The sequence below is a fragment of the Acetanaerobacterium elongatum genome (assembly GCF_900103835.1).
In the GTDB taxonomy this organism is placed as follows: Bacteria; Bacillota; Clostridia; order Oscillospirales; family Ruminococcaceae; genus Acetanaerobacterium; species Acetanaerobacterium elongatum.
This window is the reverse complement of sequence record NZ_FNID01000002.1, coordinates 81,004-105,484: the sequence shown is the minus strand read 5'-3', so window position 1 is coordinate 105,484 and position 24,481 is coordinate 81,004. Positions and strand designations below refer to the sequence as shown.

Genomic DNA, 24,481 nt, shown 5'->3' with positions numbered 1-24,481 from the left:
ACGTTAAGTCATTACATTATTTTATTCGATTTTTCTGCATAAATTTTACGGGTGGCTTCAACAATATTTAACTGCATGGCTTAAGAATATATTACGTTGCTCTTAACCATTATCATTCTTTAAACACACCTTTACACCCCCGAAACCTTACCGCAAAGAAATTTGCCAGCAACTTTGCTTAAGCCGTTTCTTTTTTAGCCGGTAAATTTAATATACCGTCTTTGGTTATATATAGTATGTAACTAAGTTACACAGCTATCTGCCTGCCCCCGGTTAATGTACATGGTTGCATCTGTTCACCGAATACGGTAAAATGGTGCGGGAAGGAATGATTGTTTTGGCGATAGAAACCATACTTACACTAATAGGTAAGATCTTTCTAATGATTGCCGCAGGCTATATCATGAAGAAGGCCGGCCTGATTACCGACGAGCTGCAAAAAGGGCTCTCCGCCCTGCTGATGAACGCTATCCTGCCGCTCAACCTGCTTGCCTCCTCCAGCCAAACGTTTTCAAAAGAGCTTTCGCTTAACCTGCTGCTGGTATGCGCGGCGGGTTTCTTATACTATATAGGTGCCATACTGCTTTCCAGCCTGATTAGCAAAGCGCTGAAAGCAACCGAGGCCGAGAAGAAGGTCTTTGTTTCGATGTCGGTTTTTCAAAACGCCGGGTTTATCGGCATACCGCTTGCCTCCGAGCTGTTCGGGAGCGAAGGGGTGCTGTACGCCGTAATCTATAATATATTTTTCCAGCTGTTCTTTTTTACCTTTGGCATGTATCGGCTAAGCAATGAAAAAAAGATAGGGATAAAAAGCCTTGTTAAAAGCCCGCTGATTCTTGTTTCGCTGGTTTCTATCGGCATCTACCTCTCCCCCTTCCGCCTGCCGGATTTTATACAGGGCGCGGTAAAGGGTATAGGCGATATGATGGTGCCGCTCTCGATGATCTTAATCGGCTGCTCGCTCATTGGCATCCTCCCCGCCGAGCTGCTGAAGGACAGATACTCCTACCTTGTTTCCGCGCTGCGGCTGGTGGTTTTTCCGCTCGTTACCCTGCTGCTTGCAAGGCTTGCGGGGCTACACGGTGCGGTGGGGGTTTGCTGTGTGGTGCTGGCCGGTCTTCCCTCCGGCACGCTCAACGTCATTGTTGCCCAAAAAAACGAGTGCGCCCCCGAATTTGCAGCCCGTGCCGCCATACACGGAACGGTGTTTATGGCTGTTACACTGCCGATGTTAATTTATATCGCAATGATATTCTTAAAATAAGACCTATAGCCTATTTAAATACTATAAATTAGAAACAGCAGAAGGCTGCTATAAAGCGATCCTTCTGCTGTTTTTCTCAATTGTCTTTTCGCTTTGTTATCTCCGGTACAGAGAGTTTCTCTCGATATTTGAGATACAAGGATTATATCATAGATTGTCTTTTTTGTACATATTTTTTGCATTTTCGTTCCAGGTTTCGATGTAATTTTTACTAATCGAAAGCTATATTCTCTGCCGTATCCTGAGCAGCGGCTTCGGCTGCCGCAAGTCCCTTTTGAGCAGCTTGTGAACCTGCCGCACCAAGCGCCGTACCACCCGCCTCAAACACAGTGCTGACACCCTTGTTCAGCACCGCCTTTGCGGCCTGTTCACCGGCAATCTGTGTAAGGGTTTTCCCCTCATTGAGCCCCTCGTAGATATCCGTCCCGGTGCTTACCGCCTCTTTCGCCGCTTTTGCCGCCGCAACCGCGCCCGAGGCCGCGGCGGAGGTGCCCGCCGTTCCAACCGCCAAGGCAATATCCGAGGCAACACTGATACCCCCTGCTACCGTCTGCGCAGTTTGCAGCTCGTCTGCCCGCTCGTTCCAGCGCTGTGCCTGGCTCCCGCACAGCTGCTCGTTTTCCCTGGCGCGCGCAAGGTTCACAGCGGCGGCATCCTCCCGCCAGCGCAGCAGCTCCCGCTGTTTGTTCTCAAGCTCCTGCCGCGCAATATCGGCCTGTATGCCGTTTTTGCTGCTGCCCGCCTGCTCCTGCAGCGAGGCTACCACCGTTTCCAACGATTTTACCTGCATCTCGGGGTAATACTCGTTCTGCCAGCCACCGTAGGGGGTATAAATTCTGCCATCCGCCCCGCGGGTGCCGGGCTGCGGTCTGGGTGGGGCGGGTGCAGTGGGGCGGGGTGCCGTACCGTTTACGGGCCTGTTGCTATAATTGGGGTTAGCAAGGCCTGCAGTAACCGCACTAGCGCCCGTCATGGCTGCCTGCAGGGCGGCAATCAGTGCCGCAAGGCCTGCAAGCAGCCCGCTGAGCAGATTCGCCGCGGCGGCAGTGCCATCGGTAAGCGGCTTAGGGGTAAACCAACTGTCGTCAGCCTGTCCGCCCGATTTATCGGTTTGCTCTGAGGGCTGCTGCGAGGCTTTTCCCTCTTGCGAAGGGGTCTGCGCAAGGCCCTGTGCGGGTGCCGACCCCTCGGGATAGGTAAAGAAATACTCCAGCTTGTTACCATTATCCTGAATAAGGACTAACGAGCAGCCCTTTTCGTTTACCACGCCCTCCACCGAACAGGGAACAATGGTTTCTAACTTTAAGACCTCAGTGCCGCTGTATTTTTCACGGGAGACATACTGCCACACCTTAAAAGTACCGGAATAACTGCCGTCCTGCGCAAGCTCAAAGGTGGGTACAATCATCTCCCCTGTATTGCTGAGCGGGCCGCCGGAGTTCGCCGACACCATAAACTCATCTTCGCCGCGGTAGTCGTAGCCAATGCCGCTTACCTGTATCGATATGCTTTTTCCGTATAAAACCGATACCATCAGGCAGCCACCCGATTTTTGCACCTCGGGGTAGGCAAGGTCAGCCACGCGGCCGCTGGGCAGCACACACTGGTAGTTAACCTCTTTTGCAGGAATCTCAAGATAATAATGCTGGTAATCCTTGTCTTCCATATGGGAGTAATTCGCGTCGAACTGATATACCTTCGTCTCGGCATGGAGAGTTAGTGGTACTGCTGCAATCGCGGTAAGTATCAGCAGTACACCCGCCGCAGAGGATACCTGCTTTGCCTTGCCCGAGCGTGCCAGCAGCATGATCCCCTGCCCCAACTGCAGCCCTAGTGCAATTGCTGCCGCGAAAACCAAAAGTGGGATGGACACCTTGATGAATAGGGCTATCAACTGGTTAAGGATCAAAAACGCGGCATATGCAATAGCAATAAGAATGTTCTGGCGGTAAAACAGCGCATTGCCCTTTCTGTATAGCGAGGTGCGCAGGGTGAACAGCACACCGGCAATAATGCCCAGCAGCAGCCCGGGCAGCGTAAAAGCGGTACCGGTAATGCCGCTGAACAGCAGAAACGACAGTAGCGACAACAAGGCGGAAAGCATGGTTATCCACACCACCAGCCGCCGTTCTCTGCGGTAGGTAGCAATTACTGCAACGGCTCCTCCCGTGGTAAACAACAGGCCCAGTATTGAAGTCGGCGTAAACATCCTGTCTCCCTACTTTCTTTTATATTATCCTCTCAGAACTATGCCCTTCCTTTCAGCAAATAAACTCTAAAAGAAAGGGCATCCATCAACCTGGCAATATCGTATCATAAAAAGCAAGCATGGTTATCCCATCAGCGCCATTATGCAGCTGAGGCGTTTATCTTAGCCCACTGTGAATGTCAGGGTCTTAACAATCTCGCCGTTCACCAGCAGGTCTACATAATATTCGCCTGTCGAAAATCCTGTGTCGCTGTCAATATAGAAGTATATCCAGCCGTCATCAGACAGTTCCAGTTCCTCAGAGGACACATCCTCACCGGTATTCATATAATGCCAGACAGCTGTTGCCTTTGTTCCCTTCGGTACGTTCTGCATACGGGCGGTTGCATAGATAACGGTATCGTATTCACTGAACACATTGGTTTTTGTAATAGGCTCAGCGGTATAGGTATCGATGCTCGAAGCCATATATGCCTCGGAAATGTTGGCAGTGGAGAGGTTTACGCCGCCTTTTGACAGCAAAACCGCAATGATGATGCCGATAATCACCAGCACCACCACAACCCCGCCGGTAACCGCTGCGGCAATGATACAGCCGGTATTCTTCTTTTTTACCTGCTGCGCGGGTACACCCGCATAAACGGGCTGCGTATACTGCAAAGGCACGGTCTGCACCGTTGTCTGCGGGCGAACCGGAGCATATTGGGGCACTGCCTGATAGGGCGTGGGCGGTGGAGGCGGTGCCGTAGGCCGTGCCGCCGGGGCGGCACTGTTTACGGGCTTACCGCATCTGCCGCAGAACACGGCACCCTCCGGCAGCGATGCACCGCAGCCCGAGCAAAAACACCGCGACTGTGCCGCGGGTGCCTGCGCAGCGGCAGGTATCGCAGGGGGCTCCGGTGTCGGGATTGGCGGAATGTAGCCTACCGGGTACATCGCCTTCTCCTTGCTCAGCACCTGCTTGAACTGCCAGCCGTATTTCTTTGCGGCATCCTTCACCGCCTGCGGGATGGCGCCCATATTCAGGGTATACTCATAGACCTTGCCGTCCGGCCCGAACTGCACGTTTTTTACCTTGCGATAAACGCTGCTGCCCGATTGCAGATATTCTTCGCTGCCGCCTCCCCCAAACGAAACGCCCGAGCCGAGCTCGGTGGTACGCTCATAGAGATAAACGGTTTGGCTTACTTCATCCGCAAAGATTGCTGCCTCATAGTCAATTTTATAGCTGCCGGTACCCCACGCCGCATCAACAAACTCGGTATGTACCGAAAGGTCGGTTCCCCCGCCCCGCGCAAAAGGCAGCTTCAACTGAGCCATGCTCCCAAGAATCTCGCCGATAACCTGTTCTTTCATCATAGGTTCATCCTTTCTTCGGGTTGTCTGCTTCTTTTCTCTCAAAACTGCCGTTCATATACTGTCTTCTTACCTTTTAATAAGCGAATCCGTATTGTTAAGCATCAGGATATAGCTAAGCTCGGTACGGCTGTTTACGCCGGTTTTCGTAAAGATGTTCTTTACATGGGTCTTTACGGTGTTCTCGGATACTGCAAGGCCCGCGGCAATCTGGGCATTGTTTTTGCCCTGAACCAGCCCGTCGATGATATCCGCCTCGCGTTTGGTAAACTTAAAGCGGTAGTCGGTGTCGGCCTGCCCCTGCATAAACCGCTGCAACACTGCCAGATAGCGTATATTCCCGATTCTTACAGGACAGCGGAGAAGGGTAACGGCAGCCTCGGCCGTTTTCATCTTTATACGCTCGGTTTTGCTGCTGTTCTTTTTACCGTCGCCGGTCTCCAGCTCAAAGCAAAGCTCTTTTAAATGGTGCAAAATGGTTGCGCCGTATACGCTCTGTGCCCTCAACAGCTCCAGCGCCGCGGCATTGGAGGAAAGGATGGTAAGGTCATCGTCCAGCGCACACAGCCCGATACCGATATCCTTTGCGCTGTTTTCGGCTGCCTGCGCGGCGGAATATCGGTGAATCAGGTTAAAAATACCCGATACATGGGGTTGCAGCAGGCTTAGCAGGAACATCTCCGGCTCGTTAAAATCCGGTTTCTGCTTCTCGCGGTGCAGGTAAATCTCTCCCAGAAACTGCCCCTGATAAACAATGCGGATACAGGCCACATGGTACTGCTGCTGTTCCTTTAAAAAGGAGCTGCGCGGCTCCTGCGGTACCGAAACAATCCCCGCAGAGTAATCAGCCGACTTATAAACATACGCCTCGGTTGCGGCCTGTGCCGAATCCGCATAGCTGCGGTAGCTTTCCCTTGCCGAAAACGGCTCCCTGCCCAGGCAGGAAGAGAGTTCGCCTTCGGTATACGGCTTAAAATAGCTGCAGTCGTGACTGATGGCACAGTAGAACATACCGCTTTCGTAGCTTACCAGCCGGTGCAGCCGCAGGATGGCTAGCCGTAAAAAGCTTTGAAAGTCGGTACATTCATAGCCGCTTGCAACAAAACTGTTAAACTCGCGCACGGTCTTTAGTTGTATCGGCATAGCTTTCACCAACCCTATCTTTCCGCAGTACGCCTGATTATCATCAATATTATAACAATAAACGCGCAATTTGTCATTGTGTTATAGCTTCATTATATCGCTATTGTAAAAGCCGGTGAATCACCCAATCGGGTGAAATAACAGCAAATAATTGTGTAGTAAAGGCTTGGAAAAAGACGAGGAAAGTAAATCTATTTTTAACTCATGCAAATTTAACTATTTTCAATAATTTTATTAATATTTATTGCGCTTTTAGCAGTAGATTTTTTGACAGCATTCTGTTATAATTTTTTATGGTAAGCCGGGCAAATGTTATTTAATTAACAATCAATCGTCAGCTTGTACGAAGTCAGTTACCACCCCCAAGCGGAGGCTGTTTATGTAATTGACTTTATCTTTCGTGCGGGCCGGGTTGGCTCGGCTGTTCAGCTCTGCCAAAAATCCAAGGTTTTTGGCGTATGGCTCCAGCTGCTCCACACAAGACAGCTATGATTTTAAAGATGCTGTATTGTCGGCACTTTGCTGTCATATCAACGCTCTTTGTGGAATTGCTGATGGATATTCTTTTATCGTTCCCAAATAATCGGTTGAGGAGGTAACATCCAACATGGCAAAATCCACTACAAATGTGCCTTTTCGCGGCACAAAAGAGCAGGAGGCCGCGCTGCTGAAGCTGATTGAAGCACACAAGGAGCAGCAGGGCGCACTGATGCCTGTATTACAAGGTGCGCAGGAGATTTACGGCTATCTGCCGCTAGAGGTGCAGGAGAAGGTTTCTGAAGGCCTGAACATTCCTCTTGAAGAGGTTTACGGCGTTGTAACCTTCTATTCTCAGTTCTCGCTTTACCCGAAGGGTGAATACAAGGTATCGGTTTGCCTTGGCACCGCCTGCTATGTTAAGGGCGCGGGCGATATCTACAGCAAGCTGATGGACGTATTAGGCATCAAGGGCGGCCAGTGCACCCCCGACGGCAAGTTTTCACTGGATGCCTGCCGCTGCATCGGCGCCTGCGGTCTTGCCCCTGTTATGATGATTAACGACGATGTATACGGCCGTCTGGTTTGCGACGACATCGCGGGCATTATTGATAAATACCGCAATAAGTAATGCAGGAGCTTTCATTAAATATACTGGACATCGTGCAGAACTCCGTAAAGGCGAAGGCCTCGCTTATTACAATTAGGGTAATTGAAGACATCCATGCCGATACCCTCACCATCACTATTGCCGATAACGGCTGCGGTATGAGTGAAGAAACCGCCAAAGCGGCGGTAGACCCGTTCTACACCACCCGAACCACCCGCAAGGTGGGGCTGGGGCTGCCGTTTATCAAGATGGCAGCCGAGATGACGGGCGGCAGCTTTTCCATCCAATCCGCTATCGGGGTCGGCACTACCGTAACTGCCGTGTTCGGGCTTCGCCATATCGACCGTATGCCGCTTGGTGATATGTGCTCGACTATGCTCACGCTGGTTTCGGGCAGCCCGCAGATTGACTTTGTGTATACCCATTTAAATGCCGAACAAGACTTTATAATGGACACAAGGCAGTTTAAAGAGATTCTTGGCGATGTACCGTTAAACGCCCCTGAGATACTTAATTTTATAAAAGATTATATTTCAGAGAACGATTTTCCGTTTGTGGTTTAACAAACAAGTTGTGTATTATTCCCCATATTACGAGAAAGGAATGGTCATTTTTATGAAGAGTTTGGCGGAGCTTCAGGCTTTACGCGATTCTATGAAGAATAAAATGGGTATTCGCTCCGATGAAAGCGGCTGTACCCGCATTGTTGTTGGCATGGCTACCTGCGGTATCGCCGCAGGCGCACGCCCCGTGCTTACCGCCTTTACCGAAGAGGTAGGCAAGCGCAACCTCACAAACGTAGCCGTTTCTCAAACCGGCTGCATCGGCATCTGCCAGTACGAGCCGGTGGTTGAGGTTTATGTTCCCGGGCAGGAAAAGGTAACCTATGTGAAGATGACAGCCGATAAGGTGGCTAAGATCGTAAACGACCACATTGTAAACGGCAATGTTGTTACGGAATATACCATCGGTGCCAACGCGAAGTAAAGTACAAGGAGGAAAAAGAGCAATGTATCGTTCCCACATACTTGTCTGCGGTGGTACCGGCTGTACCTCTTCAGGCAGTCAGCGCATTATTGACGAGCTTGAAAAAGAGCTTAAAGCGCAAAACCTATCAGAAGAAGTAAAGGTTATTAAAACCGGCTGCTTCGGCCTGTGCGCGCTCGGTCCCATCATGATTGTATATCCCGAGGGCAGCTTCTATTCCCGCGTAACCCCCGAGGATATGCACGAGATTGTTTCCGAGCACCTGGTAAAGGGGCGTATTGTAAAGCGCCTGCTGTACTCGGAGACCGTTGAAAACGACACCGTCAAGTCTTTAAACGAGACTACCTTCTATAAAAAGCAGCACCGTATTGCGCTGCGCAACTGCGGCGTTATCAACCCTGAGGACATCAACGAATACATCGCCTACGACGGCTATCAGGCTTTAGGCAAGGTACTTACCGAGATGACCCCGGATGATGTTATCAAGATTATCAAGGATTCCGGCCTGCGCGGCAGAGGCGGCGGCGGCTTCCCCACCGGTTTAAAGTGGAGCTTCGCGAAGGCCTCTGTATCGGATAAAAAGTACGTTTGCTGCAACGCCGACGAAGGCGACCCCGGCGCATTCATGGACCGTTCGGTGCTTGAGGGCGACCCCCACGCGGTAATCGAGGCTATGGCCATCGCCGGCTATGCCATCGGCGCCGATCAGGGCTATATCTATGTTCGTGCCGAGTACCCCATCGCGGTAAAACGCCTTGAGATTGCAATTAAGCAGGCTCGCGAGGAGGGCTTCTTAGGCGAGAACATCTTCGGCACCGGCTTTAACTTCAACCTGGAGCTTCGTCTGGGCGCCGGCGCGTTTGTTTGCGGCGAAGAAACCGCGCTCATGACCTCTATCGAGGGCAATCGCGGCGAACCGAGACCCCGTCCTCCGTTCCCGGCTGTTAAGGGCCTGTTCGGCAAGCCTACCGTTTTGAATAACGTTGAAACCTATGCAAACGTTGCCCAGATTATTCTGCACGGCGCCGAGTGGTTCTCTGCCATGGGCACCGAAAAGAGCAAGGGCACCAAGGTATTTGCGCTCGGCGGCAAGATTCACAACACCGGCCTCGTAGAGGTTCCTATGGGAACCACCCTGCGCGAGATTGTAGAAGAAATCGGCGGCGGCATCCCGAACGGCAAGAAGTTCAAGGCTGCGCAGACTGGCGGCCCTTCCGGCGGCTGTATTCCCGCAGAACATCTGGATATTCCGATTGATTATGATAATCTTATAGCTATAGGCTCTATGATGGGCTCCGGCGGTCTTATCGTAATGGACGAAGACACCTGTATGGTTGATATCGCCAAGTTCTTCCTTGAGTTCACCGTAGAAGAGAGCTGCGGCAAGTGCACACCGTGCCGTGTCGGCACCAAGCGTCTGTACGAGATCCTTGACCGCATCACCAAGGGCAAGGGCAAGCTTTCAGACCTTGACGAGCTTGACGACCTGTGCCACTACATCAAGGATAATGCCCTCTGCGGCCTCGGCCAGACGGCTCCGAACCCCGTGCTTTCCACCATGCACTTCTTCCGCGACGAGTACCTCGCCCACATCGTAGACAAAAAGTGCCCCTCCGGCGTGTGCAAGGCGCTCTTAAGCTATGTGGTTGATGCCGATAAGTGCAAGGGTTGCACGCTCTGCGCGAAGAACTGTCCCGCCGGTGCCATCACAGGCAGCGTAAAGGCAGCGCATGTTATTGATCAAACCAAGTGCATTAAGTGCGGCGTCTGCATGGAAAAATGCCGTTTCGGCGCAATTTCTAAGAAATAAAGGAGTGTACCTGTAATGGAAAACGTAAATATCAAGATAAACGGTATGCCCTTATCCGTGCCGAAAGATTCTACCATTCTTGAGGCCGCTAGGCAAGCCGGTATAGAGATTCCCACCCTCTGCTATTTAAAGGATATCAACGCCATCGGCGCCTGCCGTATCTGCGTGGTTGATGTAAAGGGCGCCAGAAGCCTGGTTGCCTCCTGCGTATACCCCGTAAACGAGGGCATGGAGATTACCACCAACTCTGAGAAGGTTCAGAAGGCCAGAAAGCAGACCCTTGAGCTCATCCTCTCCACCCACAACAAGACCTGCCTTTCCTGCGTACGCAGCGGAAGCTGCGAGCTGCAGAAGCTCAGCAACGAGTATGGCGTGGATGAGAACCACTATACGGGCGAGAACATCACCTACCCCGTAGACCGTTCCGCTCCCCATATGTACCGTGATAACAGTAAGTGCATTCTCTGCCGCCGCTGCGTGGCCGCCTGCGATAAGCTGCAGAGCGTTTCGGTTATCGGCGCCAACGAACGCGGCTTTAAAACCCATATCGGCTGCACCTTTGAAAACGACCTTGCCGATGTTGCGTGCGTATCCTGCGGACAGTGTATCGTAGCCTGCCCCACCGGCGCACTCTCTGAAAACGATCAGACCGCCGAGGTTTGGAAGGCTATTGCCGACCCCTCTAAGCACGTAATCGTACAGCCCGCTCCCTCCATCCGCGTAACCCTCGGCGAAGCGTTTGGCATGCCAGTTGGCACCAACGTAAAGGGCAAGATGGTAGCCGCCGCCCGCCGCCTTGGCTTCGACGGTGTGTTTGATACCGACTTCTCGGCCGACCTTACCATCATGGAAGAGGCCACCGAGCTGCTTGAGCGCTTAAATAACGGCGGAAAGCTGCCGCTGATCACCTCCTGCTCTCCGGGCTGGATTAAGTTCTGCGAGCACAACTTCCCCGATTTCTTAGAGAACCTTTCGAGCTGCAAGTCTCCGCAGCAGATGTTTGGCGCTGTGGCTAAGACCTACTACGCCAAGAAGAAGGGCATCGACCCGAAGGATATCTTCGTAGTAAGCGTTATGCCCTGCACCGCCAAGAAGTTTGAAAGCGGGCGCGACGATCAGTCGGCTGCCGGAAACGGCATCCCCGATGTGGATATTGCACTCACCACCCGCGAATTTGCGCGCATGATTAAGCGTGCGGGCTTAAACTTTGCCGAGCTGCCCGATGAAGAATTTGACGCACCGCTCGGCGCTTCCACTGGTGCTGCCGTTATCTTCGGCGCAACCGGCGGCGTTATGGAGGCGGCGCTCAGAACCGCCAACGACGTTCTTACCGGCAAGGACAACAAAGCGGTTGACTTCACTGAGGTTCGCGGCACCGAGGGCATTAAAGAGGCCACCTACACTATTGCTGGCACCGAGCTGAAGGTTGCCGCGGTATCCGGCCTTGCAAACGCCAGAAAGCTGCTCAACGATATCCGCGCAGGAAAGCGCAGCTACCACTTCATCGAGGTTATGGCCTGCCCCGGCGGCTGTGTAAACGGCGGCGGACAGCCCACCCAGCCCGCGAGTGTGCGCAACTTTGTAGACCTCAAGGCGCTCCGTGCCAAGAGCATCTACGAAGAGGACAAGAACCTGCCGCTTAGAAAGAGCCACGAGAACCCCGCAGTAAAGGCTCTTTACGATGAGTTCCTGGAGAAGCCCGGCAGCCACAAAGCCCACGAGATTCTTCACACCACCTATGTGGCAAGACCGAAGTTCTAATAGTTTCATACAGGGAGCCGTATCCGAAAGGGTGCGGCTCTTTTTTGTGGTCGAATCCTTGAGCTGTGCCAGAAGCCTATACCGTTGCTCCTTCACATTGTACGGCAGACCTGTTACCCATGCCCGCACCATTGCTCTGTGATACCCGCCCCAGCCCCTTTCGTGCAAAAACCGGCTGTATTGTCTGAACGCAGAAATGTTCACATGACGAACCTTGAAATAAATGATGCATTCCTGTACAATATAATGGTAATGCCCAAGCCAAAAGTTTGTTTTTGCCCAACAGAAATGGAGACTGCACAATGAAGAATTTCCTATATAAGCTTGAAAAGCTGGTTCGCCCTATTGCCATTCCCAACCTGATGCTCTATATCTCCGGCACCATGCTGCTGGTTTTTGCCCTCGATTTTGTGTTGCCGGGGATTGGGCTGCAGAACTATCTTTACCTTGATCGTGACGCCCTGTTCCAGGGGCAGGTTTGGCGGTTGATAACCTATCTGTTCCTGCCGCCCAACTCCGGCCCGATTTTTATTATCTTCGCCCTTTATTTTTACTACATTATCGGTGTAAACCTCGAACGGCAATGGGGTGCAGCCAAGTTCACCCTTTACTACCTCATCGGCATGCTGGGCACCACCATCGCCGGGCTCATCACCGGAATGGGCAGCAACACCTATTTAAACCTGTCGCTGTTTTTTGCGTTTGCAGTCATTTTTCCCAACTACGAGGTGCTGCTGTTCTTTGTGCTGCCGGTTAAGATTAAGTATCTTGCCCTTTTAGATGCCGCGTTCTTCGTGTTCAGCCTTGTATGGGCTGTTATCGGGCTGCGTTGGTACGAGGTTGCTGCCATCATCGCCTCGCTGCTTAACTTCTTTTTGTTCTTCGGCGGCGACTTCTTTCGGCGCATTAAGGAAGAACGAGGGTATTCCGCTACCCGCCGCAACTTCCGTAAACAGACGAAGAACAACCGCTGGTAACAGACATTTTTATTAAGGGTATCTAAAAAACGCCCTTGATCAACAAAGGATGAAATAGTAACAACATGAATAAACCGCAAATAAAGGTCATCGGCAAAAACACCTCGCTTTTTGCCTTATCCTTTCCCATTTTTATCGAGCTTCTTCTGCAGATGCTTGTCAGCAATGTAGACCAGTTTATGCTCAGCCGCTTTTCCGATAACGCGGTGGCGGCGGTGGGCAACGTCAACCAGATTCTAAATCTCGTGCTGATTATGTTCAGCGTGCTCAACTCCGCCACCACCATCATGGTATCGCAGTATCTGGGGGCAAAGCAGTACGACCGCACCTCCGAGATCTATTCGGTGGCGGTGTTTTTTAACCTTGCCTGCGGCCTGCTGGTAGGCGGAGGGCTGGTGCTGTTTTCCCGGCCCCTGTTTGCCGTGATGCAGGTTCCGGCTGAGCTTATAGGCGATGCGGTAACCTATTTGAACATCGTGGGCAGCGTCATCTTTTTACAGGCGCTGTTCTCTACGCTTGGGGTAATCTTCCGCTGTAACGGCCATATGCAGTACACCATGTATGTGGCGGTGCTGCTGAACATTACCAATATCTTCGGCAATTCGATGTTCCTGTACGGCTGGTTCGGCCTGCCCTACATGGGCGTTGCGGGCGTGGCAATCTCCAGCGCCGTTAGCCGTGCCATCGGTGTATTGGTGCTTATGCTGCTGTTCAGGCGCAAGATTGATGGGCATATCTCGCTCAAATACCTCAAGCCCTTCCCGTGGGAAACGCTCAAAAGGCTTTTGCACATCGGCCTGCCGGCAGGCGGTGAGTCACTCTCCTACACACTGGCACAGACAGTATTGCTGGGCTTTGCAAATACCATGGGGGCCACCACCGTTTCCACCCGCGCCTACTCAATGTTAATAGCTTGGTTTGCCATCGTCTACTCGGCCTCGGTAAGCCAGGGCACGCAGATTATTGTAGGGCACCTGATCGGTGCGGGTGAAGAGGATGCTGCCGATAAGCGTGTGCGCAGAACCCTGCGCCCAGCACTGCTGATTGCCCTGTGTGTCACCATCCTGCTCTATCTGTTCGGCGGCATGCTCTTCTCGGTGTTTACCAAGAACCCCGAGATTATCGCGCTTGGCAGAAAAATTATGCTGGTTGAAATCTTTCTGGAGATCGGGCGCACCACCAATCTGGTCATCATCCGCGGCCTGCAGGCTTCGGGGGATGTACGCTTCCCCGTGTTCCTGGGTATCAGCTCAATGTGGGGTGTTGCGGTGCTGGCGGGCTACCTGCTGGGCTTGCGGGCGGGGCTCGGGCTGGTGGGTATATGGATTGGCATGGCATGCGACGAATGCCTGCGTGCGGTGGTTGTATACATACGCTGGCGTATGGGCGTATGGCGCGGGCGCGCACTCGTACGGCAAAAACCTACAGAAAACGAGGATTTAATTGATGAAACAAACTGATATAGACCGGATTAACGCACTGGCCAGAAAATCAAAGTCCGAGGGGCTAACCGAGGAAGAAAAGGAAGAACAAGCTGCCTTGCGCCGCGCATATATCGAGGAATATAAGCAGAGCCTTACCAGCCAGCTGAACAGCATCGTTATTCAGGAGGCAGATGGCTCCACCCACCCGTTGAAAAGGAAGCCGAAATCCTAGCGTTTTTACACAATCTTTACACTACCCGTGCGTTATGCTATAGTGAGCATAAGGAATCATTTTCCCTATTGATTGCATAGAGTAGGAATGGGTGGTGTGCTATGACGATACTGGATACGCTCAATCAGATAGCCTCTTATTTAAAGGAGGTCAATCTGCTTTCTACCTTTGTGCGGCTGTTTCTCGCGGTGCTGCTGGGCGGCATCATCGGTATGGAGCGCCGCCGCAAGCATCAGGCCGCAGGCTTTCGTACGCACATTCTGGTATGCGTAGGCTCCACCCTTGCCATGATTACCAACCAGTATATCTTTACCTATATTACCCACGGCGTGGGCGACCCCGCTCGTATCGGCGCACAGGTAATCAGCGGCATCGGCTTTTTGGGTGCGGGCACCATTCTGGTTACAGGCAAGCAGCAGATCAAGGGCCTTACCACGGCGGCGGGGCTGTGGGCTTCAGCGGCAATGGGCCTTGCTATCGGTATCGGCTTTTACAGCGGCGCGCTCATCGGCTGCCTGTTCATTATGGTGGTTATCACCTACCTGCACAAGTTCGACGAGGTATTTTACAAGCGTTCACACATCGTGAACCTTTATATCGAGATAGACGGCCTGCCCCGCTTTAAAGAGGTGCTTGCCTACCTACGCGCAAACCACAAGGAGGTTAGCTCGGTAGACCTTGTGCGCTCTAAAAACTCCGATATCGAGAGCATGGGGATGTTCGTCACCATCAGCTTTGACGCCAAGCAGGATGAGCAGGGTGCCATTGAAAACATCCGCGCGCTGCAGGGCGTTACCTTTGTAGAAGAGCTGAACTGGTAGCGCCAAACTAACATTAAGAATTGAAGGACATAAATAGATGGAGCTGATAAAGGATTACAGGCTTAACGACACCTTGCGCCTAAGCCTTGGCGCACTTGCAAAGGAGACCTTCAGCCTCGGCCTTGAGGAATGGTATCAGGCGGGGTTCTGGAACGAAAGCTATATCCCCTATTCGCTGGTGGAGGACGGCACGGTGCTTGCCAACGTGTCTGCCAACACCGTAAGCATGATCTTCGACGGCAAACCGATGACCGCTGTTTTAATCGGCACAGTGATGACCGACAAGGCCCACCGCGGCAAAGGCTATTCCGCACGGCTGATGAACGCGGTGCTGGAGGAGTACCGTAAGAAGGTGGATATGATCTACCTTTTCGCCAATACAAGCGTATTAAGCTTCTACCCCAGGTTTGGTTTTGTGCCGCGTGAGGAGTGGCAGTGCTTTATTCAGCTTACCGATATTGCCCCAAAGCCCGAACCGTTTTATATCTTGGATATCCATAGGCCGGATGACCTTGCGCTTGTTCAGCGGCTGATTACCTCCGGCAAGCCCGCTGATAAACGCCTGCGGGTAACAAGCAACAGCTCGCTGATACTGTACTACTGCATCAACGGTTTAAACGGCGCACTGCGGTACTACCCCAACAGCGATACCCTTGTATTTATTGAAGACGGGCTGCTGCTCGATTACTACTCCGGCAGTGGGCTTTCGCTGCAAGGCGCTGCCGCGCTGCTAAACGAAGGCCAAGGGGAGCTTCCGCTGGGCTTTACCCCCTCTGACCAAACCCTGCCGCTCCGGTGGCAGCCGTATGACGACCACCTGTTTGTGCTGGGCGGCGAAGCACTCACCGGAAGGTTTATGTTCCATTCTCTTTCAAGGGCATAACAATTGAATAATACATTAAGGGAGGCTGATGCCTCCCTTTACTAATGGTCTGTTCAATGTAGCGTTAGAATTGCCCATTAACCAGCAGCTATCTGTGCCGCCAAGGCTTCGATAGTATTTCGGTGTATGACGTCCAGGGAATCAATATAGGAACAGAGTGCCTGCTGCCACTCCTTCTCCGCCTCGGTGCGGTGAAGCGTACCGTCCTCCTCTCTTGGTACGGTCTTATAAAGAAGCACCAGCTCAAAATCCTTCAGGCTGCCAAACAACTGCTCATACTCCTGCCCAAAGAAGCACTCCGCGCCGAGAATATCGGTTAAATCGCCGAAGGAATTCACCTCACGGCGCACAAGCAGCAGCTTATCCTGTGTGTCGCGGCAGCTGCGCAGCTCCTCGGTAAGGCTGCAAAAGTGCTCGTCGTCCATCCTCTCTTGGTCGCTGAATAGGAGCGCCACTGCACCCGCAGGCTTCGCGGTGATCAACGGCAGCGGCCCCAAGCCCTGCCTTGCTGCGTCAATGCGCACAATAATCCTATCCGCGCATTGGTTTAAGTAATCCTCAGCACCTCGAATCAATGGCAGCTGCGTTTTTGCAATTTCCATCTGCCGGGCAAACTCCTCCGAGGTTAGCCCCGCCAGTCTGCCCATAAGCAAAGTGATATCCTCACCGGTCAATGTAATATTGTCGCTGCCCTTCCCCAGCAGGATACTCCCCAGCGCATTGGAAAGGGTAAGCAGCGTAATATTCTCCAGAAGTTCGTTAAAGTCGCTGTGATAACCGGTGAGCAATTGTGTCAGTTCTTCGGTGGGGAACTGTACACAAAAGGCGTTCTCCCACGCAAGCCTTTGTAGATATTCCTCAATGAATTCAATGCCCGCCCTGTCGGTAACCTCTATGGCAAGCGGGTAATCAATCATGCAGGGGAGCCCGTGAGCGGCATAGTAGAGGTCGTACATGGCAAAAAAGCCGGGGATAGCCGTGTCGACGGTTTGGTTGTACGCCTCGTTTTCAGTGCTTACCCGGCTATGCTTTACGGCATTCAGCAGGCCTTTTGCGCGCAGAACCTTTACCTTTAAAATTTCTCGTCCTCTGGTGTGCAGGCTCTCCAGCGCTTCCTCCGTCAACGCTTTTAACTGCGCTTCAATCTCCGTCATGTCTTTTAGTGCCAGCGATACGGTGAAAAGCAGTGACAGCAGTATGCCCTGTGCCGTCTGAGTCTTCACCGAGCTGCTCTCGCCGTGGGTAAAACGGATAAGCTGCTTTTGCAATAGCTGCGCTGTTTGCAGCTGAAGCTGCTCTGTTTGCTGCGGGGTAATTATCCCAAGCCTTGAAGCATGATGCAGCAGCGATTGTACATAATGCTCCCCGCTGAGCATCTCCTTTTGAATAGGGAACTGCTTACTGATTTCCAAGCTCATGGTATTACCCTTCCTTTCTGGGAATTGTGCGGTTTCGGCTTGCCGAAATTTCTGCCTTTGAACGAAAAGCACAGAACCTTAAGTTTGAAGGATTTATCTTTCAAACTTATACCACCCCCAATAGCCGTAATCATCCTCGCCGTCTTGTTCGTCGCTCTCCTCCTCCATGGTAAGCCCCTCAAACCGGATACCGCGTGCCAGCTTCTCCAGCTCCCTGCCGGTGAGCAGCTCAAGCGACCCGCCGCTGCGGCGGTTGTAGTAGTCCTTCATCAGCGCAATCAGCTCATCGTCGCTCAGGGTATCCAGCGTTTCATTCTTGTAGTTGTAAAACGCCTCCACCAGCTCGTTCAGCGTTTTGGCATACTCGCGCTGCTGCAGGTAGGGGGAATCGGCAAACGCCTCAATCAGCTTGCCGATAATCCCCCCGCTAAACTCCACCCGTCCGGTGGCTGCGAGGGAACGGCTGCGTGTTTGAGTAAGCTCGGTCGCCTGCTCCGGCGTAAGGGTAAGCCCGTAGCGGGCGGTTTTGGCATTGTAGGCCACAATCTCTGAAGCCTCTACCTGCGTGAATATCTGCATCGGCAGAAATACAAACTCATCCTCCATACTGTGCCTCCAAAAAACTTCTAAAAAGCTATTGACAAGTACAGTAATTTGTGATATAGTAATTATGGGTATTTATATACATTTACTCAAATTTCAAATGCAATTAATAATACCATTGGCTTAAGCTAAAGTCAATGGTATTTTTGCGTTTATGTATAATTGCCGTATGTGCATACCCTTCAGCTTGATACCTCAAGGGTAAGAATTGTGCTGCCAATCAATTATAGGCTCAAAGTATCAAATTGCAGCTTGTATCTGGGCTGCTGCATGGTTTAGCAGCCAAAACTGTTATTCCGGCAGCGTAAGCTGTGGCAATTCCCCAAGCGGTGCATGGTTTTGTGCGTACACCGTCTTTTCTGAATTAATCTGCTTTGCGATGCGTTCCCGGTTTGGCCTTGGCGCCTGCACAACTACCTCTGGCGGCGTAGCCTTGTAGGATTCCGGGCATTGGGGCAGCGCAAGCGCATACTCGCTTGGCTGCTCTACCAGCGTACCCCATCGGTGGTGAGCAGACATCTCCTTGTCGCCCTTTAAGAAATAGCGGTATTTGAGTACCCTGTCGGCCTTGATAATATTGTCCTCGAGCTGCGGGTCGGCGTGGTACCAGCTGCCGTCAAGCCTTACCATTGCCCACGCGTGCGGCACCAGCTTCCCCTCTATCGAGTAGGTAAGCCCCGGCACATACCTTGCCTCAAAGCCCATGCGGTCGCACAGCGTAACAAACGCACTCGCGTAGTCCTCGCACGAACCGATGCCATACAAAAGCGGGCTGAGGGTGCGCGCCTCGTAAACGCTGGGGATGTTCTTCGGGTCGCCTCTGTAACGCCAAAGGTCGGTACCCAGCGGCTCGTTAAAAAACGACACCTCGCACACAAGGTGGCGGTACACCGTAAGCAGCTTTTCGTAATCGTCCATCTCCTCGGTAATCAGCTTCTTTAAGGTTTTGTCGATCACCGAGCAGACGTAGTAGTTCTGAATCACCCTGCAGTGTGAAAGATCGGGCTGCTGCGGCTTATCCTCCTGTGCCGGGGATGACGGAACAGGTTCTTTAGCTGGGATTGCCCGCATACTGCTGCTTTCCTTAAAAACGTTGGATGTATTGCTTTGCATACTGCTTTGAGCATAACCCGCCAAAGGCTGCGGTGACGTGGTAACACCGCAGCCTGAAACGAATAATAAAACTATACCGGCTAACAGAACAAAACTGGCTATTCTACGCATTACTTCGAAGAGGTTACCGATTCTTTAAACCCGCTCTTTACCGAAATCACATCGCCCGCTTTGGTAAAGGCCACCGTGCCGCTTGCGCGGTTGACGATATAGGTGCTGTCGATCTTGCTGTCGCCCTCGGTTACACAGCGCGCAAGGTAGGTAAAGCTATAGTCGGTTTTCTGCTTGGGCTGCTCTCCCTTTAGCGAATTCTGTAAACCCGAGCGGTAGAGATACATGGTAAGCCGCTGCCCCTCCTTGGCATCTAACCAGATGCCGCCGTCGGCATTCTTCTCATAAACCGCGGAGTCAAAGCGCAGCGAGCTGGGTACCCATTCGCTGAGGTTATAGATACCCACCGGCGCGTTTTCGGTCATGTGCACCTTGATTTTTACGCGCACCAGCTCTCCGGCCTTCAGGGTGCCGCCGTTTTCGGGCGTAATGGTCTTCTCAACCGTAATATCGGGGGATGGTTTGGCCGAGAGGTTGCCCGGCACGCCGGTGTAGGAGGCGACAATCCCCACGCTGCCGTTCTTCACGGTGATATTGGCCTTGGCAAGCTGGTTCTTATCAAACGGCACATACCGTATGCCGCTCTTCTTCAGCTCCAGATTGGTGGGGAACAGCCCCTTGTTAAAGGCCACAACCGCCGTGTCGGTGGTTTTTGGCACAAAGCCTTGCAGATAGGCGGTCTGCTCCAGCAGGGTTGCCACATCATAGGCGCTGTTGTCGCGGATATAGGCAAGCAGCTTTTCGGTGTCGCCATGGCCCAGCTTCATGGAAATCAGCATGGTAAGCGCGGTACGCTTGAGGTTCGCACCTGTTTGTGTCAGCGCGTCCTGCTGCAGGTTGCTGCTCTTGCCGCTATCGGTTTCGGCGATGCTACCGTTATCCTGCTGGTAGCCGGTGAATTCATCGGTTATAGCGCGCGGATGGATGGTCACGTCATAATATGCCCATGCCTCATTGGTAACGATTGAGGGTGCAATATAAGTATCGTAGGCCTTCTGCGCCGCGTCGGTATCGCCCAGGTATGCAAGCGCCGCGGTAAGGTAGAGATAGTCAACATCCAAAAGCACGCCGCTGTTTTTCAGCATCGACTTCGCGTCGGTGAGCACCGGCTGCTTGAGCGCCGCAAGCCCCATGATGGCGGCCGAAACCTCAGTGGTAGACCCGTAACCACTCTTGAGGAAATTGTTAAAATACTCAATCATGTTCTGGGTCTTAAACAGTTCGGGTGCCGCAGCGGCCGCACGGGCGGTAAGCTGCACGTCGGTGCTGTCGTAGGAATACACTCTAACGCCGCCGCCCGACTCCTGATATTCGCTGAAGTCATTCGGCTGCTCGGGTGCGGGCAGGATATCATCCTTCTCGGCATACTGCCTCATCAGCCTGCTTGCCACCTCATAGGCCACCTGCTGGTCAACACGCTCGCCGTCGCAAGCCAGCAGATTGTTTAGTGTCTTCATGTAGTCCTTGTACTGGCTGTCGTAGAAGCCCAGCCATACGGGGTATTTCAGCGGCGAGAGCGACGATACCTCGTTTGGCGCCACCTCGTGGGTAACCTGCAGTTCTACACCGCTCTGCTTAACGGTAAAGGGCACCTCCATCGCGTCGGACTCTCCGCCCGTCTGTGCCTTAAAGGCTACCTTATAGCTGCCCGCAGGGAGCTTACCGAAGTTAAACTGCGCATATTCATCGGCGGTGTTGGTGGCTTTCAGCTCTTTGTTTACCTTGTCACCGCCCGTAACAGTAGCAGTAAAGTCCACCGGGGTGATGTTTACCACCTTATCGCCGTAGGCACGCGCAGTAAAGGCGATGTCGTCGCCCTCAATATAGGTGGTGTTATATACCGGCGAAACAAACAGCGGCAGTCTGGCGCTGATGTTGGAGATATCGGCACCCGCAATCAGCTTCCCGGCTGCCTCGGCAACCGATACCGCAGTAATGCGCCATGAGGTGAGGTTATCGGGCAGGGTAAAGCTTACCGTTGCCTTGCCGTTTTGGTCGGTCTTGGTGGGCATAAAGAAAGCGGTATCCTTAAAATCGGTGCGCACACCGTCACCGCCGCCGCCGCCCTTTCCGCCTCCGTTTGCATAAAACGAATGCTGTACATAAGAGGCAAAGGTGGTGACACCGTAGTAGTATACCGACCGATATAGCTCCTGCGCCGGGTAGGTATACTGCGGGGCGATGGCAAACACTGCCTCGTCCGCCACGCTTACTACCAGCTCGCCCTGCACCGGCTTCCCGTTATTATCCTTCGCCTCCACGGCAAGGCTTACCTTATCGCCGGGGCGGTAATCCTTTTTATCGGGGGTTACGGTGATGTCCACCTCTCTCGCCTTGGGATTAAAGGTTGCGGAGCAATCTGAAACGGGGAATATATGCCTTCCGTCAAAATAGGCGCCTGCAATCTTCACATTGGGCAGGTGCTTCTCCGCTTCGGTAAACGAGAAGGATGTCTGACCCGTTACGATGCCTCTATCAATAATCTTATCCTGCAAAAGCGTATAGAGGATCGTTCCCTTCGCCTCGGCGGGTCTTGCATTTTCCAGCAGCTGAATGCCCACGGTTTCGCCCAGCTCATAGCTGGCTTCGCTGCCATTCCAGCCATACCACCGGTAATAGTCGCCTCTGTAATCTTGTGTTTTTTCTTTGGTATTGGCATAGCGGTAATACTTTAAGTCGTCTATTTCACCATCATTGTCAAATTCTCCGTAATAGCTAAGGTACACCGAATTAACCACCTTCATACCGGCGGTATCCTTGCAGCTGAGCTCAATGCGGTAATATTGAGTCTTACTCTGGGGGTTGGGCAGGTCACTTAAGGTCGCCTTACCATTAATGGTGTTCACGGTATACTGCTTCTCCAGCGTCTGCTGCTCGCGGTAGGTATAATATGGCACCGTTTTTTTGTTCAGCGGGTCGTAATAGTTCTCAGCAAACTCCTTGATAAGGTCCATACGGTAAACCGAAACGGTAACGGGAATGTTCACGGCGGCGCCCGTAATCTTTTTGGGGTAGTTCTGCCATACCTCATCGGCGGTTTTCACCTTGGAGATATCCACCTTGTTGGTAGTAATATTGACGTCGGTACGGTAGCCGTTCTTCACCTTCTCGGCCTGCAGCATGGTATCGCGCGGGAACATCAGCACACTGCCCGAGGCATCATAATACTGGTTTTCCATACCGTTGGAGGTCAGATAAACACTGTAGTAATATGGGTCCCATGTAGTATGGTCCTCAACGGCACGCTTATCCTCGTTTCCATACAGCGTAGCCAAGCCCATCAGGTCGGTAGTAACCTGTTTTAATTCATCGCTCAGGCTGTTGGTCTGGAAGGTGAGGTTGGGCGCAGGGGTGCCGCTGAAAAAGGCGGTTTTCAGCGTAAAGTCCACCTTCTCCTGCGCGGTATAAAACGGCTTTTTTGAAGAAACACTGCACACATACAGCGGCTTCTGGTATTCATACACCTCTGTGCTTGTGCTGCAGTACACCTTTCCGGCATCGTCAATGATACAGAGCGAATACCAGTCGCTGGCCAGGGTATTGAATGAAATATCAGCGTTAAAGGTGCCGTCGGGCTGCAGTGTTACCGGCACCGATTGAATAATATCCTCCGGCTTCACACTTTCGTTATAGCCTCCTGTCAGTGCCGCTTTCAGCGAGGCGGGCACCGTTACACCGTCCTTACGCGGTGCAAGGCGGCCCCAGAGGTGTATGGTGTCGGTAGGCATATACAGCTCGCGGTCTTTGTAGATATAGCTGTAGTACAGCTCGTCGATGTTGGGCTCGCGGTATTCCTGCAGCGGAATCGTATCGGCAAACTCATTCTCCGTGTCTACCTTCGCAATCAGGTAGGCGTCTTCAAAGCCCTTGGTGGAGAGCACCGTCATGCCGTCCTTATCGGTTACCCCAGAAACAGCGGGGGCCTTGTCGCCCAATTTCAGAATACCAACACCCGCGGCGTTAACAGGCTGGCCGGTAGCGGCACTGTTCAGCCACACCAGAGTTTCGCCGTTTATTGACTGGGTATAAACCGAAACGTCGCTTATCTGCAGCAGCTTCTGCACCGAACAGGAGCCGTCCTTAGCGGTGATATTTACAAGATACCAGCCCTTATCCAGCGGCTTATCGAACACCACATAGCCCGACGAGCTGTATCCTGTCTTTTTAATAAACTTTGAGTCAAAGGTTACCAGGCGTTTGAGCTTATCGGCAGGGTAGGCGTAGCTATCCATCGGCTTGCCTTCCCTCATCGCTTTGTCGTAGTCCATCACGGCTTCTATGTATTGCTGGCTGCCGTCAAACTGGTACACCTCGGTGGTAAAGGCTGCATTTTGATACTTTTCGGAAACAAAAAGCTCAATGAGCGGTGTGTCGGTGCTTAAAAAGGTCTCGCTGTAATTGTTGTACAGAGAGATGGGGCGCTCCGCATAGCCGCCATAGTCATTTGCAGACTTGGTGGTAAACGAAAAGCTGTAATCCTCCGGCAAAATATCCCCAAACGGGCTTTCCAGCCCCTTCTTAATGGTAACGGTGTACTTCGTTTTGGGAAGAAGGCCTTCCTCCGGCCGAAAAACAGTGGTATAACCCCGTATTTCAAAGTTTCCCTTTACCGCAGGGGCTATCTCAAAATAGCTCGATAAATCCACCCCGTAGTGTGTCGTTTTAATCTCTATGCTTGAATAGCCTTTCACCTCGGCGGAACCGTTCATCGGGGTGGTAGAAACAATCTTAAAGGCGCGTCGGGTTTGAAACGCCCAGGTGCGGGTACGGCCTTCCTTGGTGCCCAGGGTAAAGGCATACACCGTGTTTTCGGCAAGCGGCTGCGAGGGCTTTAGCAGGTAGCCGTCGTCGGTTTTAGTGAGAGTGTATTCCAACTTCGGCTCTACCGTCAGGTTTTTTTCAAGCTCCGACTGTGAGAGCGCGACGGTGGAGGTAATCACAAAGCCCGAGTCGTAGGCCACGCCCGCGTCGTCAGACTTCTGTGGCGCAAAGCTGATATTGCTCAGCACGCTGGGCTCAGGATCCTTTAAGCTGGGCGTGCAGGACGCAAGCGCCAAAACCAGCATAACCACAGCCACCAGCAGGCTGAACAGCCTATGTACCAAACCCTTGTTCTTCATCATAAACTCCATTCCGCCGCCGGCGAGGCGGCACAAACAGTAGCGCGAAAGAGCTTTCACGTTATTTTAGCTTAAATCTCTATGCGCGCGCAACCTTCCCCCGATTTCATGACCTACTATAGATATTCTGTTATTGCGTATTAATAGTAGAAAATTTACAGC

At 52.4% G+C, this 24,481-nt stretch carries 18 protein-coding genes; 11 read left to right on the top strand and 7 right to left on the bottom strand.

Annotated features, from left to right (window positions below):
• The first annotated feature begins 328 nt into the window (after window positions 1-328).
• Window positions 329-1,264: an AEC family transporter gene (locus BLR50_RS01120; RefSeq protein ID WP_242871659.1), complete on the top strand. Its 936-nt coding sequence runs from the start codon at window positions 329-331 to the stop codon at window positions 1,262-1,264.
• 211 nt (window positions 1,265-1,475) lie between these two features.
• Here the strand turns inward: BLR50_RS01120 and BLR50_RS01115 are convergent, their stop codons facing one another.
• From BLR50_RS01115 to BLR50_RS01105, 3 genes are all read right to left on the bottom strand, one after another.
• The gene (locus tag BLR50_RS01115; RefSeq protein WP_092637630.1) at window positions 1,476-3,473 is read right to left on the bottom strand and encodes a DMT family transporter; all 1,998 of its coding nucleotides are present in this window, start codon (window positions 3,471-3,473) and stop codon (window positions 1,476-1,478) included.
• A gap of 162 nt (window positions 3,474-3,635) precedes the next feature.
• The gene (locus tag BLR50_RS01110; protein WP_143008011.1) at window positions 3,636-4,832 is read right to left on the bottom strand and encodes a zinc ribbon domain-containing protein; all 1,197 of its coding nucleotides are present in this window, start codon (window positions 4,830-4,832) and stop codon (window positions 3,636-3,638) included.
• A 66-nt stretch (window positions 4,833-4,898) separates the two neighbouring features.
• Window positions 4,899-5,972, bottom strand: a complete 1,074-nt coding sequence (locus tag BLR50_RS01105; RefSeq protein WP_092637626.1) for a helix-turn-helix domain-containing protein — start codon at window positions 5,970-5,972, stop codon at window positions 4,899-4,901.
• Between the two features lie 607 nt (window positions 5,973-6,579).
• Between BLR50_RS01105 and BLR50_RS01100 the strand changes: the two genes are divergently transcribed.
• From BLR50_RS01100 to BLR50_RS01055, 10 genes are all read left to right on the top strand, one after another.
• Entirely contained in the window at window positions 6,580-7,080 is a 501-nt protein-coding gene (locus BLR50_RS01100) for an NADH-quinone oxidoreductase subunit NuoE family protein (RefSeq protein WP_092637624.1), read from the top strand.
• A complete protein-coding gene (locus BLR50_RS01095) occupies window positions 7,080-7,622 on the top strand; it encodes an ATP-binding protein (protein ID WP_092637622.1) in 543 nt (180 codons plus the stop codon). Before BLR50_RS01100 ends, BLR50_RS01095 begins: the two co-directional genes overlap by 1 nt.
• A gap of 52 nt (window positions 7,623-7,674) precedes the next feature.
• Entirely contained in the window at window positions 7,675-8,046 is a 372-nt protein-coding gene (locus BLR50_RS01090; protein ID WP_092637620.1) for a (2Fe-2S) ferredoxin domain-containing protein, read from the top strand.
• A 22-nt stretch (window positions 8,047-8,068) separates the two neighbouring features.
• Window positions 8,069-9,856 carry an NADH-quinone oxidoreductase subunit NuoF gene (gene nuoF / locus BLR50_RS01085; RefSeq protein WP_092637618.1) on the top strand — a complete coding sequence of 596 codons (1,788 nt, stop codon included), beginning with the start codon at window positions 8,069-8,071 and terminating at the stop codon, window positions 9,854-9,856.
• Between the two features lie 15 nt (window positions 9,857-9,871).
• Window positions 9,872-11,617 (top strand): NADH-dependent [FeFe] hydrogenase, group A6, encoded by a 1,746-nt coding sequence (locus BLR50_RS01080; protein ID WP_092637616.1) that lies wholly within the window; start codon window positions 9,872-9,874, stop codon window positions 11,615-11,617.
• A 302-nt stretch (window positions 11,618-11,919) separates the two neighbouring features.
• Window positions 11,920-12,594, top strand: coding sequence for a rhomboid family intramembrane serine protease (locus BLR50_RS01075; RefSeq protein ID WP_092637614.1), 675 nt, complete (start codon window positions 11,920-11,922; stop codon window positions 12,592-12,594).
• 65 nt (window positions 12,595-12,659) lie between these two features.
• Window positions 12,660-14,054 (top strand): MATE family efflux transporter, encoded by a 1,395-nt coding sequence (locus BLR50_RS01070; RefSeq protein WP_092637612.1) that lies wholly within the window; start codon window positions 12,660-12,662, stop codon window positions 14,052-14,054.
• Window positions 14,041-14,250, top strand: a complete 210-nt coding sequence (locus tag BLR50_RS01065) for a DUF896 domain-containing protein (protein WP_092637610.1) — start codon at window positions 14,041-14,043, stop codon at window positions 14,248-14,250. Before BLR50_RS01070 ends, BLR50_RS01065 begins: the two co-directional genes overlap by 14 nt.
• A 101-nt stretch (window positions 14,251-14,351) precedes the next feature.
• Window positions 14,352-15,071 carry an MgtC/SapB family protein gene (locus BLR50_RS01060; protein ID WP_092637608.1) on the top strand — a complete coding sequence of 240 codons (720 nt, stop codon included), beginning with the start codon at window positions 14,352-14,354 and terminating at the stop codon, window positions 15,069-15,071.
• A 37-nt stretch (window positions 15,072-15,108) separates the two neighbouring features.
• Window positions 15,109-15,954 (top strand): GNAT family N-acetyltransferase, encoded by an 846-nt coding sequence (locus BLR50_RS01055; RefSeq protein WP_092637606.1) that lies wholly within the window; start codon window positions 15,109-15,111, stop codon window positions 15,952-15,954.
• A 77-nt stretch (window positions 15,955-16,031) separates the two neighbouring features.
• Here the strand turns inward: BLR50_RS01055 and BLR50_RS01050 are convergent, their stop codons facing one another.
• The 4 genes from BLR50_RS01050 to BLR50_RS01035 form a co-directional block, all read right to left on the bottom strand.
• The gene (locus tag BLR50_RS01050; RefSeq protein WP_092637604.1) at window positions 16,032-17,372 is read right to left on the bottom strand and encodes a DUF6179 domain-containing protein; all 1,341 of its coding nucleotides are present in this window, start codon (window positions 17,370-17,372) and stop codon (window positions 16,032-16,034) included.
• Between the two features lie 93 nt (window positions 17,373-17,465).
• A complete protein-coding gene (locus BLR50_RS01045; RefSeq protein ID WP_092637602.1) occupies window positions 17,466-17,978 on the bottom strand; it encodes a DUF6323 family protein in 513 nt (170 codons plus the stop codon).
• A 288-nt stretch (window positions 17,979-18,266) separates the two neighbouring features.
• Window positions 18,267-19,046 carry a transglutaminase domain-containing protein gene (locus BLR50_RS01040; RefSeq protein WP_162840270.1) on the bottom strand — a complete coding sequence of 260 codons (780 nt, stop codon included), beginning with the start codon at window positions 19,044-19,046 and terminating at the stop codon, window positions 18,267-18,269.
• Between the two features lie 152 nt (window positions 19,047-19,198).
• The gene (locus BLR50_RS01035) at window positions 19,199-24,322 is read right to left on the bottom strand and encodes an Ig-like domain-containing alpha-2-macroglobulin family protein (protein ID WP_162840269.1); all 5,124 of its coding nucleotides are present in this window, start codon (window positions 24,320-24,322) and stop codon (window positions 19,199-19,201) included.
• Window positions 24,323-24,481 lie beyond the last annotated feature (159 nt).

Excerpts from the sequence above, each read along its gene's own strand:
- BLR50_RS01035 (WP_162840269.1), bottom strand. The coding sequence starts at position 24,322 with ATGATGAAGAACAAGGGTTTGGTACATAGGCTGTTCAGCCTGCTGGTG.
- BLR50_RS01070 (WP_092637612.1), top strand. The coding sequence starts at position 12,660 with ATGAATAAACCGCAAATAAAGGTCATCGGCAAAAACACCTCGCTTTTT.
- BLR50_RS01110 (WP_143008011.1), bottom strand. The coding sequence starts at position 4,832 with ATGATGAAAGAACAGGTTATCGGCGAGATTCTTGGGAGCATGGCTCAG.
- BLR50_RS01040 (WP_162840270.1), bottom strand. The coding sequence starts at position 19,046 with ATGCGGGCAATCCCAGCTAAAGAACCTGTTCCGTCATCCCCGGCACAG.
- BLR50_RS01090 (WP_092637620.1), top strand. The coding sequence starts at position 7,675 with ATGAAGAGTTTGGCGGAGCTTCAGGCTTTACGCGATTCTATGAAGAAT.
- nuoF (WP_092637618.1), top strand. The coding sequence starts at position 8,069 with ATGTATCGTTCCCACATACTTGTCTGCGGTGGTACCGGCTGTACCTCT.
- BLR50_RS01080 (WP_092637616.1), top strand. The coding sequence starts at position 9,872 with ATGGAAAACGTAAATATCAAGATAAACGGTATGCCCTTATCCGTGCCG.
- BLR50_RS01120 (WP_242871659.1), top strand. The coding sequence starts at position 329 with ATGATTGTTTTGGCGATAGAAACCATACTTACACTAATAGGTAAGATC.
- BLR50_RS01065 (WP_092637610.1), top strand. The coding sequence starts at position 14,041 with ATGAAACAAACTGATATAGACCGGATTAACGCACTGGCCAGAAAATCA.
- BLR50_RS01055 (WP_092637606.1), top strand. The coding sequence starts at position 15,109 with ATGGAGCTGATAAAGGATTACAGGCTTAACGACACCTTGCGCCTAAGC.
- BLR50_RS01075 (WP_092637614.1), top strand. The coding sequence starts at position 11,920 with ATGAAGAATTTCCTATATAAGCTTGAAAAGCTGGTTCGCCCTATTGCC.
- BLR50_RS01115 (WP_092637630.1), bottom strand. The coding sequence starts at position 3,473 with ATGTTTACGCCGACTTCAATACTGGGCCTGTTGTTTACCACGGGAGGA.
- BLR50_RS01060 (WP_092637608.1), top strand. The coding sequence starts at position 14,352 with ATGACGATACTGGATACGCTCAATCAGATAGCCTCTTATTTAAAGGAG.
- BLR50_RS01095 (WP_092637622.1), top strand. The coding sequence starts at position 7,080 with ATGCAGGAGCTTTCATTAAATATACTGGACATCGTGCAGAACTCCGTA.
- BLR50_RS01050 (WP_092637604.1), bottom strand. The coding sequence starts at position 17,372 with ATGAGCTTGGAAATCAGTAAGCAGTTCCCTATTCAAAAGGAGATGCTC.
- BLR50_RS01105 (WP_092637626.1), bottom strand. The coding sequence starts at position 5,972 with ATGCCGATACAACTAAAGACCGTGCGCGAGTTTAACAGTTTTGTTGCA.
- BLR50_RS01100 (WP_092637624.1), top strand. The coding sequence starts at position 6,580 with ATGGCAAAATCCACTACAAATGTGCCTTTTCGCGGCACAAAAGAGCAG.
- BLR50_RS01045 (WP_092637602.1), bottom strand. The coding sequence starts at position 17,978 with ATGGAGGATGAGTTTGTATTTCTGCCGATGCAGATATTCACGCAGGTA.